We start from the raw sequence: 11,660 nt of genomic DNA on the forward strand, positions 1-11,660 counted from the left end.
TAGGAGGGTTTATGAAAATCACCACGCAACATGAACGCTTCTCGATGGCGCAACCTTTTACAATTTCACGGGGCACTCGTACCCATCAAGACGTTGTCACGGTTGAAATTTCGCATCAGGGAATAACCGCAGTAGCTGAATGCACCCCCTACCCACATTACGGTGAAACGGTTGACAGCGTGATATCACAAGTTCAATCTGCCTCAATGAGCTGCGATAATAACGCCCTAACACGAGATAAATTACAGTCACTACTTCCTCCTGGTGCCGCAAGGAATGTTATCGATTGTGCTTTATGGCGGTTAGAAAACCCTTCAACGTTTCCTACACCACGCTTTGACATTAAACATCGTATTGTGACGGCCATGACTGTATCACTAAGTGATGCCGATAGCATGGCACAACAAGCCAAAGAACGTTGCCAACAAGGTGCGAAGTTACTGAAGGTAAAACTAGATGACAAAGCGATCATCGAACGAGTAACTGCCATTAGAAAAGCAGCGCCCGATGTCGATATTATCTTGGATGCAAACGAAGCATGGGGAGAGCTCGAGCTACCGACGTTATTTGAACAGCTCGTTGCACTTAATATATCAATGATCGAGCAACCCGTTCCGAAAGGTGAAGATCACAAACTTTTAGGCATTCATCACCCTATCCCTCTTTGTGCTGATGAGAGTTGCCATACCCGCGCCGATCTCGATGCATTAGTTGGCCATTATGAAATGATAAACATCAAGTTGGATAAAACTGGCGGACTTACTGAGGCATTAGCACTTGAAGCTCAAGCACGTGAGCTTGGCTTTAAAATCATGGTTGGATGTATGGTTGGCAGTTCACTTGCCATGGAAATGGCACTTCCTATCGCAACCAGAGCCGAAATTGTTGATTTAGATGGACCAGTACTGCTAAAGCACGACAGAAATAATGGCCTAAAATACAATGATGGGTATTTATACCCGACAAAGAGCACACTATAAAAATAACACCTGTGGGCAGTGTTTCGCTGCTCGCAGCCAACTGTCGATTCATTAAATCTACACTATCCTGTTTCTTATTCCACGCCAATTTTCCACTAATTCCTCATCAGTAAATAAATATTAAGCCATATTGACCATAACATAGTGTTAATTATTCTCGTTACAATAAACATAAATTAATTAAACCAAGATACGGCTTCCAACAAGATATGTATTACAACAGAACACTATAGCAATACAACGCCTGTGCTATTTCCTCCTGAATATACTTTTATTAATTATGGACATAAACTCACAGTTATAAATCACTCGTATTTATGTATTCAGCTGAATTGATACTGTTTTATTTCATATACAATTATAACAGCAAAATAACGCCACTAGATTTTTATCTATTAGCGTATTTATTTCCGGCTGGGAGACAAATAATGTCAGAGCAATATCGTCAAGCATACAGGTCATTAGTGCAATGTACTTTTGGCCCCAAAGAACAAGATATCGACAACTTCCTTTCATTTACATCGATATCACAATGGGCCGACCAACAAAAAGCATTACCAAGAACATCGTGGCAGAGCTTATTTGAATACAACCAAAATAACCACGATAAACCAGGCTGGACTGATGTTCATCTAAATTGTAGTTGGATGCATATGACAATCGAAAATGAAGATATCTTGCGCCAGCGTATTGCTTATATTTTCACTCAGCTGTTTGTGATAAGTAAAAATGTTCCGACACTCAGAAGCCACGACCGCAAAATTGCCTTTGCAAATTATTATGATCAGTTATCACAGCATTGCCTTAGCTCTTTCCGAGATACACTTGGGGTAATGGCACGTCATGCGTTAATGGGTGAGTTTCTTACCTATCGTGACAACAACTATAAAGAAGGAAAAAACCCCGATGAAAACTTTGCGAGAGAAATTCTACAACTCTTTACCCTAGGCCCTATCATACTCAATCAGAATGCTACGCCAGTACTTGATGATGATGGCAAAGAAGTACCAAGTTATACCCAAGCTGATATCGAAAACCTTGCTCGCGTATTTACCGGCTGGCAACTTGATGATGGTGATTGGCTGAAACCGATGGTTGATAGTGGCTCTCATGATACGAGCAGCAAATTCTTTCTTGGCCAAGGTATTCCAGGCGGCATGAGCGCGGATAACGAAATGGATCTAGTGCTGGATATACTGACAGACCACCCTAATACCGCGCCATATATAGTGAAGTTTTTTATCCAGAAAATGGTTACGGCAAACCCGAGTCCGGAATATATACAGCGAGTGGCCAATGAGTTTAGCCACTCTCAAGGTGACATGATGGCTATTCTTGTTGCCATCCTTGATGATCCAGAAGCAAAACAATCCGGTGGAAAATACGACGGAAAACTCCGAGAACCTGAGATTGTCTATATTCATGCCCATCGCGCCTTAGGCATACAACGCCGACCAGAAAAGTTAACTTGGGATAATTTATACTCGTGGCGTGGGCAGCGCTTTTGGCCAATGGCTGCCCCTTCTGTTTTTTATTACTACCAACCTGATGACTCACCGAGTGATGAGGCCTTTGCAAACCATGCCAGCCCTGAGTTTGCAGTTTATAACTGGATAGACTGCCACTATTACCATGATCAAATCCGTCGTGCTTGCCATCAACACGGAGGCATTGAATATGACTTTTATCAGTTCAAGAGCCTATTTGAACAGTTTGAGGATGAAGCATTAATCACCAAGCTCGATCACCAATTGTTTGGCTATACCATGCCTGAAAAAGTTAAAGATGCCGTCAGGAAATACCTTGTTGCCACCCCCAGCAATCGCAGTAGTAAAACGCGATTATGGCAGCTTTTTATCCAACTTATTTTTTCACCATCATTTCATACTCAGGGGTAAACGATGAAACTATCTCGCCGCAACTTTTTAAAAACGGGTATGAGCAGCCTTGGTGTGTCGACTCTAACCTTGAACAGTTCATTTGCACGCGCGTTTGAAACCTGTGAGCAAAAACAATATAAAGCCTTAATTGCCATAAACTTGTCAGGAGGAAATGATGGCTTCAATATGTTTATTCCACGGGAGCAAGGAAAATACCAAGAATATGCATCATCAAGACAAAGTTTGGCAATAAAACAAGATGATATCGTCCCACTCTTTCTAAATGATGATAATAATCAGCTTGGGTTACACCCAGCAATGACAGCGTTACAGCCTTTATTTGATCTAGGCTTTGCTAGCCCTATTGTTAATACAGGCCCGCTGCTAAGGCCTGTTACCAAAGAGCAGCTAAGTAACGATCCAACTCTTTACCCTAATAGGCTATACGCTCATGACTATCAATCACAGTTAGTTCAAACCAACACCGGAGCAAGCCTAGTTCAAGATGGTTGGGGAGCTAACGGCCTAGATCTCGTACTTAGTCACTTCAATCAGTTATCTTCAATGTACTCCATGACGTCGGCCAGCAATGTTTGGGCACAGTCCAGAAATGTAGTACCGAACCTAATCGGTGATTCATTACCGCCATATCTTAATTTTGATGGTCATGATCAAGCAGAAGATCTATTCGATGACTTACATAACGCCGACTCGTTAGATCATAATATTCATCGTCAGCATTTCAGTACTGAAACTCAGCGTGCTCGAGATCAATATTCACTCTTCGATGACATTATGTCAGACGAGCAAGACTACGGCTTTCCCAACTCCGATTTTGGTCAACAGTGTCGACGCGTATATTTAATGATCCGAGAACAAGCTCAGCTTGCGCAAGACATTCAGTGCTTTTCACTAACACTTGGTGGGTTCGATACACACTCAAATCAATTAAGAGAACAACAGGAACTATTCACCTCCCTCGCAGAAAGCCTCACGGTTTTATTCACTCGACTACAAGAAGATGGGCTTACCGATAGCGTTACGGCTTTTACCTTTTCAGAATTTGGTCGAACCATAGAGCCAAATGCAACAGGGACAGATCATGGCTGGGGAAGCAATCACCTCGTTATCAGCGGTGACTTAAACGGTAACCAACTCTACGGTGCTTGGCCGTCATTGGTTATTGATGGAGAGCAGTCTTTAAGTCGGGGTCGAATGATCCCGACCCTAGCCAGTGACCAGCTTCATGCCACTTTGCTAAATTGGCTTGGTGTCTCTGAAGATGGCCTAAATTTTCTATTCCCATCGTTGAAGAACTTCAATCCTCAACTATTACCGCTTTTTGCGAGCTGTGGGAATGGCAGCAGTGATTACCAAGTCACTCCAGCCGCTATCGAAGCTGAAGAACAAAAGCCTAGTGAGCCACCGAGTCACGCCATCGATGGCTTGTTAGAGACAAAATGGTCAGCCAAAGGCATCGGTATCCCGTTTACTTTGCACTTTGACAAACCACATCAGATTCACACGCTTAAAGTGGCACAAAATAAAGGGGACCTGAGACAGTATTTCTTTTCTGTCGAATATAGTGAAGACGGTCATAAATTTGAAAAGCTATCGGATATCACCACTCCTGGCGACTCTGAGCAACGTATTAGCTTGAATCTAGGCAGCGTTTCAGCAAAAAGTATCCGACTGATATGTAACGGCAATAACGATAGTCAAAACCAAAGTCTTAGAGAGTGGAATAACTTCAGAGTAATTGAGGTATGGGCGCGTTAACTTAACCGCTATTTCTGCTATAAAAAACCGAGAGTGAAATAAATTCACTCTCGGTTTTTTCTATATAGCGTCTAACTCACATTAGCAGTGTGCTCATGTGAATTTACAAAGGCATTAAAGCGTTTGACCAGCAACGTCGGTTTGTTGCCAACTCGCTTCTTTTTCTGCAACTTTTTGCTTTTTCATTCGAACCGCAGCGATAGGTCCAGTTACCAATGTCACCGCAATTAACAGTGATACCGGTACCGCTGTGATAACGATAAATGACTGCAGAGCATTCAAGCCGCCATCGCCCGCAACAAGTAGAACCGCAGCAATACAACCCATCGAAATCGCCCAGAATAAACGCTGGCCTTTCGTTGGCTCATTATCGCCAGAAACTACCATTGCAATGGAGTAAGCCATTGAGTCGCCTGTTGTCACAACAAATGTTGTCGTCAGAATCAGGAAAGCAGGAATCAGTAAATCGCTAAACGGTAGCTGGGCTAGTGTTGCAAGCAATACTGCAGGCAGTCCAGCTTCAGCCAATGGACCAGAAATGCTACCCACCGTTTCCAGTTCAAAGAAAATGCCTGTGCCACCAAGTACAGTAAACCAAAAGTTCGTCACAATCGGAGCACCAATAGCAACCGTTAGGACTAATTCACGAATACTGCGACCTTCAGAAATGCGTGCAATAAAGATAGCCATCATTGGTGCGAAACCAATAAACCAACCCCAGAAGAACCATGTCCACCACGGGTTCCAAGTTGGGTCTTCTACATTGACACTCATTTCAGGGAAATGCTGCAAATACGTAGCAAAAGCTGAACCAAAGTGTTGGAAGATAAATTGAGTTGGCCCAAACACTAACATGATCATTAGCAATGCAGCTGCACCAACGACATTGAATCGACTAAGCCACTGTAGGCCTTTATCCATTCCGGTAAATGCTGAGATTGAGTAAATCGCGACAACAACCGCAAGAATACCCATTTGACTTGAGATAGTGTTCTCAATGCCCATTACAGCTTCAAGGCTATAACCTAACTGAGAAGCTAAGAAACCTATAGGACCAATTGTACCTGCTGCAACCGCAATGATTGAACAAGCATCAATCACAGAGCCCACCCAGTGGTTCTCAAGACGATCGCCAACAATCGGGTATAGCAGTGCACGAGGACGTAGTTTTACGCCACCTTGATGGTGCGCATACATCAGTACAATCGTTGCTAATGTGCCCAGTACAGCCCAAGCAAGAAAACCCCAGTGCAAAAAGCTTTGGCTTAATGCTGGTGTTACCGCTTCAACTGTTGCTGCTGTCACATCAGGAAAACTTGGAGATGGTGTTAAAAAGTGATAAATCGGTTCTGCTGCAGACCAGAAGACACCACCACCCGCAAGTAATGTACACATAATCATCGCTAACCAGCGAAATGTACCGATATTTGGTTTTTTCAGCTTACCCATACGCGTTTTGCCGTATGGACTAAGCGCAACTACAACAGCAACGATAAAGTTAATTACCATTAGCCACTGCCAAAATTCACCAAAGTACGCAGCCGATGCAGAAAATGCCACACCAATGAAGTGGGTTACTGCACCTAGGTCAATGAGGGAAGAAAGAAGAAAGAGTCCCATGAACCCAATCGTTAAAGCTGGAACAAGTTTGTCGCTACCTTTTAGGGTATTGCTTAGCATAATATTCTCACGCTGTGTGTGAGGGGCGGCACTTTACCAGCATGATCTCAAGTAGACCAGTTAAATATTTCTGATCGAGTACTTGTTTTTTCGAAAATGTAGAAGCAAAAATGTGACAATCATCAAGTTTTTACTGTGTAACTAATAAGTTAGCTTGGAGAAAGGAACAATAAAAAATATTTCGTGTACGAACCATTCTCTGTGCGATTTTTAATCACAAAAAGATAAATTCAGATTTCAGGTTGCAGCTTAGGGCTAGGTTTTTTATGCACCTTATAGAAGCACCTAAGCTACTCAAAACTGAATAAATATCGTTACATCGAACGTTTTCTGTTTAATCAATCTATTTGGGGAAGCACTTTTTGATAGATAGTTTCAGCTAAGCGGTGAGAATGTAAATTACGCATTGTAACCGAATGCATTTGCTTACCAGAACGAATGACATCAAGCCAATGTTCAGCCATGCCTTGAAACCCCTTTGCCGCTAACATTGGTGTCCAGTCTGCAAGCTTCACGACTTCATGGCTATTATCTTGCCATTTATTCCCTTCGGTAAATGAGTCAAAGCGGAAGCTGGTATTTCTATAACTCGCACTTATCACTTCATTCGTAGCCCCAGACAAGCGATTCATTGAAGCATGGAAAATGGCTCCTTCCTGCTGCCATTGCACATCTAATCGTGCCAGTTTTGCGGGGGTTGATGACAATTGATCACGTTGGGAAGTGATGTAGAGATCATCTTCCGAGACTGTTCCGTATACATTGATACTATCGAGAGGGTGAATAAAGTCATCAAAGATAAACGTTCTCGCATCACCAACTAAGTTGTGACGATTCTTTTCCCAGCGCAACGACAGTAATGGATTTGTCTCGCTCACATTAGCTGTTACTGTCGGCAAATGCTGTTGATATAGTGGTATGTAACGGCGATTAAACCCTAAAAAGAGGGGCTGCTGCTTCTTCTCAGCAAAGTCATGCAATTGTTCGCACTCTTTATATGTAGAAGCCAACGGCTTATCGACAAAAACGGGAATGCCAACGTTCAAGAAAAAATGCGCGATTTCATAATGTGAAGCCGTTGCACTATGAATCATAACGGCATCAATATTTGCATTCACCAAGCTTTTATAGTCGGTATAGTACTCTTGAATACGGTATTTATTCGCTAACTGCTTTAGCCGCTCTATATTTCGAGTACAAAAGACAAGCTCGACCTCCTCAAGTTGCGTCAATATCGGTAAATGCGCTTTCTCGGCAATGTCGCCTAAACCAACCACAGCTATTTTCATTTTCTTCCTTATTAAGTTCATGCATCGGTATGCATTCTGCCCTGCAACTGTACATTAGCTGAATACGTGACTTAATAAAATGACATTCTTTTTACAGTGAGGACAGTATCCTCTGTTAAACTTCAGCCCCCTTTTAATACATAGCCAGTAATAATGTTTAATAAAGAATTCCTTACCGAAAAAATCCCCGGCTATATAGCATTGCTGCTTTTTGCTACGATCCTATCAGGCACATTAATGTTCTATTCCCAAAGCAATCTCGCTGGGGAAGTGTCTGACACCACCGGATTCGTGTTTTCTCTGCTTAGTCACTCAGCAGGCAATCCTGGTTTTCTCATTTCTGTCTGTTTGCTCTGTTTAATACCTATTGCGCTTAAACTTCCTAAGCAGCAGATTTTAAAGCTGCTGATTCAATTTGGCATTTTACTTGCGCTTAGTTTTGTCGCAAAAACAGCAATGAAACACCTTACAGAGGTGCCCCGCCCCTATACGTATCAGCTGCAAGCACTAGAAATAGTTGAATCACCAGATAATTTTTACCAACTTTCAGCCAAACAAAAGGATGAAGCGGTAAGACAAGCCGAAGGGACTGTAAGCCACTGGCGCCTTTCACACTGGCTGGGTGAAACCAACTACTCTCTACCTTCTGGACATACCATTTTTGTAGCTGTATGTGTGACCTTCTGGGGAGGCTTTTTCTTACGGAGAAAGAAATTGATACCTACCGCCATCATTATTTTGTGGGCAACAAGTGTTGGTATCAGTAGAATTTGGCTTGGTATGCACTGGCCAACAGATCTCATCGCTTCGCTATGTGGCGCAGCCTTTTTATATTTGTTCGTACCTGAATGGGGACATAAATCAATGACTTCCACTCAGCCTACCACTAGCCACTAGTTCATACCCAAAATAACAAAGCCCTCGAATGAGGGCTTTGTTATTTAATATTGACTACTTCTTAGTGCTAGCAATTAACGTTACTTACTGCATTACCGTGAAGTCGACTAGTGAATATCAACGCTATGTACATATTCCACAATAATTTGATTACCACTATAACGAACGTTCGTGATATCACCGTCAACAATATAAGTATTTTTCAATGTCACAGAATTCGGCATATTTGCACTAACCTGATTTCTCAACGAAGGCAGGGTTATCGCAGGATCAACGCCAATATAATCGCAAAATTGATTAACAAAGCGGTGCTCTAAAGGCACTTGCCCACGTAAAATATCTGAGAAGACTAATTGACTAACACCCAGCTTCTTCGCCATTTCAATCTGTGTCACTCGCATCTTCGCTTTATAGCTCATCCACGTATCATGAAGAACACGACGATCTTGTTCCGTATATTGCATAACCAAACGTCCTAGCACCTTGTATTTTTTCGTTGTACTTATTTAAGCCTAAACAGAGTTATGCTTTGTCAGCGTTTGGTAAGGGATTTTTTGTTTCTAACCCGCATCACATCAGCCGTAGGCCGATTATTTACTCAGTTAGTTGAAAAGATTTTGCCACATCAATCACTTGTCATTTTTTGTTCAATTGATAAGACTTTTATACATTTTGTGTGTGTTCTCCTACGAGGAACGATATACTCTTACCATTGGTGTTTTTAAGGTTTTATATGCGCTGCTTTCAACAAGTAATATCAAAGCTTGTGATTCTGACTATGCTGTTTGGTTCAGTACTGCCAGTAGTATCTGCTGCTCACCTACCTTCACCAGCCACTCCAATGTCATGCCACCAGTCAATGACTATGTCTTGTTGCATGGATCAAGAGACGACCTCGGTACAAGTAATAAACTTATTAGAATGTGCCGACATGAGCCCGACTCACATGGGCTCTTGTTGTGGTGATCACAACTGCAATACAACCAATATTCAGTTTGCTATTCTTACAAACACACTTCACTTTTCATTGCCTTCAGTACAACCGATATTTACTGAACCGAATGGAAAAAGTCATCAAATAACCAATGTGCTATTAAGACCACCCGCTTATAGCTGATTTTTTAATTTCGTTATTTTTTAAAAACTCAGTATAAATAGGTATTATTATGAAACACTCGCTAAACGCACTATTGGCTTTTACACTACTAACTGCAAGTTCTCTCGTCGTCGCTCAGGTTATTAAAGGGACAAACTATCAATCCCCTTCTTGCGGTTGTTGTGGTGACTGGGTTGAGCATATGGAAGATAATGGCTTTGAGCTTGATGTCGTCTATGAAAACAACTTAACCCCCGTAAAAATTGACCTTGGTATTCGCCCACAATACGCCTCTTGCCATACGGCAGAGATTGAAGGCTATACGTTTGAAGGACATGTACCTGCAGAAGAAATTCTTCGCTTTATTGAATCGAAGCCCGAGCGCATGGTTGGACTAGCGGTTCCAGGTATGCCTATGGGCTCACCTGGAATGGAATATAATAATCAGAAAGACCCGTATGAAGTGCTCGCTTTTGACGAAGATGGCAATACCACGGTCTGGTCTCGTCATAATCAATAACAAGCCCTCTTAGGTTAAATAAAACAGGCACTCAAAGTGCCTGTTTTTGATTCCGAGTCCCCTTAATTGGCACGCTTCATTTGTTCAAACAAGCCATTATTCGGGTCATCTTGTGCTGACCATTCCGGATCAATTTCTCGCTGTTCAAGGTAAATCTGCATGGCATTAAAATAGGTAAATGCGGTTAGCTCAGACTCTTTCACGAAATGTTCAAAAAACGCATCTTCAACATCTGCCAATTGCTGCAATGAGCTGACCCCATGATTGAGAATCCATTGCGTGGCATGTATCGGTATTAATGTTCGATGTAATATCAGTTCTTTGATTTCATCAAGTGCAATTTCAATCGTGTTGCCTTTCACAACCTGCGTTGAAGACAGCACCTGTTCTTCAGCCAATAAAGCTTTAAGGCTACCAATACTCACATCTCGTTCAGCGGGAGAATAACCATACGTTGTTTTCGCAAAACGAATGGCATATGCCAAACGTTCACGACCGACGAGTTGCACGACATCTTCTAAATAGGGTTGCGGTATAGCATAAGCCTTTGCTAATTGCTCCACCGCCTGATTGAGGCTGGTATAAATAATGCCATCAAACTCAATATGAAAAGTGGTACTCATGCTCGAAATAGGTAGCCCATCAATGGCGAGTGGCCATCCGGCATAATTTACGCGTGCTTTCGCAATCTCGAACATCTCCCATGCGCTTTCTCTAAACCCTTCAAGCGCTTTTCCTTCAAACTCACAATCTTCTAGTTCTTCTTTAGTCCAATTAACGCCGATTTGAAGGTGTTTTTGGTACTTACGATGTAAGCTTTCTTTCACTTTATCTCGAAGTAGATCTAACCCACTCACTTTGATTTTATGGCATATACCAAAGCATTCTTGGCAACAAGGAATAAGTATTGGTAATGACTGATTATCGTAGTTTGGTGAAGCCATGAAAGCATGCGATTCAAAGTAAGGCTCACCACAAAACCAGCAGGTATGGCGATATTCAAATGGCACATCTATTGAGTGATAAGTCTCGATCATCTCTTACATCTTTATAAGTTAGGTTCAATATCATTATGGGGGGCAACATTGGTAGACTCAAGAGCCTTAATAACTTAATCGTCATCTACTTTGGTCGCAACCACATACCGATTATTGCTTGATTTAACAGATTAAAACTCGACCTTTAACGCCATATTTCGTACTTCACAGTGCGGATTCTTTACATCTAACGTTTGTGCTATACGCATGAAAACGTTAAAATACGCCCCCTTTTAAAAAATGGTGCGAACGAATGTCTGAACAAAAGCGAAAGGCGCTAAAAAAAATTGCAAAATGCCTAGAGCTGGGAAACTCTGCCAACATTAATGAAGCCGCTCAAGCGATAAGAATGGCCCACCGCCTAATGCTTAAGTATGGGCTAGAGCAAGATGACATTGAGTTTATTCAGATGGGTAAAACAAAGGCTAGTACCCTGTTGCCAACTGATGTTAGTCCGCAAATATTGAAAATCATTCGTGGTATTAACCGTCGATTTGGTGTC

Annotated in this window: 11 protein-coding genes; 7 read left to right on the forward strand and 4 right to left on the reverse strand. The window is 42.1% G+C overall.

Translation table 11 applies throughout. From position 1 onward, the window contains the following. Positions 1–11 precede the first annotated feature (11 nt). From dgcA to L4D09_RS19605, 3 genes are all read left to right on the forward strand, one after another. Positions 12–980, forward strand: coding sequence for an N-acetyl-D-Glu racemase DgcA (dgcA, locus tag L4D09_RS19595; protein ID WP_428459214.1), 969 nt, complete (start codon positions 12–14; stop codon positions 978–980). A 428-nt stretch (positions 981–1,408) separates the two neighbouring features. Further along, complete coding sequence (locus L4D09_RS19600) at positions 1,409–2,878, forward strand: DUF1800 family protein (protein ID WP_428459215.1); 1,470 nt, start codon at positions 1,409–1,411, stop codon at positions 2,876–2,878. 3 nt (positions 2,879–2,881) lie between these two features. After that, the gene (locus L4D09_RS19605; protein WP_428459216.1) at positions 2,882–4,639 is read left to right on the forward strand and encodes a DUF1501 domain-containing protein; all 1,758 of its coding nucleotides are present in this window, start codon (positions 2,882–2,884) and stop codon (positions 4,637–4,639) included. 114 nt (positions 4,640–4,753) lie between these two features. On the opposite strand, the gene L4D09_RS19610 is transcribed toward L4D09_RS19605, so the two are convergent. Together L4D09_RS19610 and L4D09_RS19615 are read right to left on the reverse strand one after the other, a co-directional pair. Next, positions 4,754–6,319, reverse strand: coding sequence for a BCCT family transporter (locus L4D09_RS19610; RefSeq protein WP_428459217.1), 1,566 nt, complete (start codon positions 6,317–6,319; stop codon positions 4,754–4,756). Between the two features lie 338 nt (positions 6,320–6,657). Beyond that, the gene (locus L4D09_RS19615; protein ID WP_428459218.1) at positions 6,658–7,608 is read right to left on the reverse strand and encodes a Gfo/Idh/MocA family protein; all 951 of its coding nucleotides are present in this window, start codon (positions 7,606–7,608) and stop codon (positions 6,658–6,660) included. A 153-nt stretch (positions 7,609–7,761) separates the two neighbouring features. Between L4D09_RS19615 and L4D09_RS19620 the strand changes: the two genes are divergently transcribed. Continuing rightward, positions 7,762–8,505: a phosphatase PAP2 family protein gene (locus L4D09_RS19620; RefSeq protein WP_428459219.1), complete on the forward strand. Its 744-nt coding sequence runs from the start codon at positions 7,762–7,764 to the stop codon at positions 8,503–8,505. A 107-nt stretch (positions 8,506–8,612) separates the two neighbouring features. Here L4D09_RS19620 and L4D09_RS19625 read toward each other — a convergent pair whose 3' ends face one another. Continuing rightward, positions 8,613–8,969, reverse strand: a complete 357-nt coding sequence (locus tag L4D09_RS19625; protein WP_428459220.1) for a helix-turn-helix domain-containing protein — start codon at positions 8,967–8,969, stop codon at positions 8,613–8,615. A 269-nt stretch (positions 8,970–9,238) separates the two neighbouring features. Between L4D09_RS19625 and L4D09_RS19630 the strand changes: the two genes are divergently transcribed. Both L4D09_RS19630 and L4D09_RS19635 read left to right on the forward strand, forming a co-directional pair. After that, the gene (locus tag L4D09_RS19630; RefSeq protein WP_428459221.1) at positions 9,239–9,622 is read left to right on the forward strand and encodes a hypothetical protein; all 384 of its coding nucleotides are present in this window, start codon (positions 9,239–9,241) and stop codon (positions 9,620–9,622) included. A gap of 49 nt (positions 9,623–9,671) precedes the next feature. After that, the gene (locus tag L4D09_RS19635; RefSeq protein WP_428459222.1) at positions 9,672–10,121 is read left to right on the forward strand and encodes a DUF411 domain-containing protein; all 450 of its coding nucleotides are present in this window, start codon (positions 9,672–9,674) and stop codon (positions 10,119–10,121) included. A gap of 62 nt (positions 10,122–10,183) precedes the next feature. On the opposite strand, the gene L4D09_RS19640 is transcribed toward L4D09_RS19635, so the two are convergent. Continuing rightward, positions 10,184–11,158, reverse strand: a complete 975-nt coding sequence (locus L4D09_RS19640) for a hypothetical protein (RefSeq protein WP_428459223.1) — start codon at positions 11,156–11,158, stop codon at positions 10,184–10,186. Between the two features lie 253 nt (positions 11,159–11,411). Between L4D09_RS19640 and L4D09_RS19645 the strand changes: the two genes are divergently transcribed. Next, the coding region (locus tag L4D09_RS19645) for a DUF2786 domain-containing protein (protein WP_428459224.1) at positions 11,412–11,660 on the forward strand (249 nt) is incomplete at its 3' end.

It is taken from the genome of Photobacterium makurazakiensis (assembly GCF_050336715.1).
Classification (GTDB): Bacteria; Pseudomonadota; Gammaproteobacteria; order Enterobacterales; family Vibrionaceae; genus Photobacterium; species Photobacterium makurazakiensis.

Excerpts from the sequence above, each read along its gene's own strand:
- L4D09_RS19625 (WP_428459220.1), bottom strand. The coding sequence starts at position 8,969 with ATGCAATATACGGAACAAGATCGTCGTGTTCTTCATGATACGTGGATG.
- L4D09_RS19635 (WP_428459222.1), top strand. The coding sequence starts at position 9,672 with ATGAAACACTCGCTAAACGCACTATTGGCTTTTACACTACTAACTGCA.
- L4D09_RS19610 (WP_428459217.1), bottom strand. The coding sequence starts at position 6,319 with ATGCTAAGCAATACCCTAAAAGGTAGCGACAAACTTGTTCCAGCTTTA.
- L4D09_RS19605 (WP_428459216.1), top strand. The coding sequence starts at position 2,882 with ATGAAACTATCTCGCCGCAACTTTTTAAAAACGGGTATGAGCAGCCTT.
- L4D09_RS19600 (WP_428459215.1), top strand. The coding sequence starts at position 1,409 with ATGTCAGAGCAATATCGTCAAGCATACAGGTCATTAGTGCAATGTACT.
- L4D09_RS19640 (WP_428459223.1), bottom strand. The coding sequence starts at position 11,158 with ATGATCGAGACTTATCACTCAATAGATGTGCCATTTGAATATCGCCAT.
- L4D09_RS19615 (WP_428459218.1), bottom strand. The coding sequence starts at position 7,608 with ATGAAAATAGCTGTGGTTGGTTTAGGCGACATTGCCGAGAAAGCGCAT.
- L4D09_RS19630 (WP_428459221.1), top strand. The coding sequence starts at position 9,239 with ATGCGCTGCTTTCAACAAGTAATATCAAAGCTTGTGATTCTGACTATG.
- L4D09_RS19620 (WP_428459219.1), top strand. The coding sequence starts at position 7,762 with ATGTTTAATAAAGAATTCCTTACCGAAAAAATCCCCGGCTATATAGCA.
- dgcA (WP_428459214.1), top strand. The coding sequence starts at position 12 with ATGAAAATCACCACGCAACATGAACGCTTCTCGATGGCGCAACCTTTT.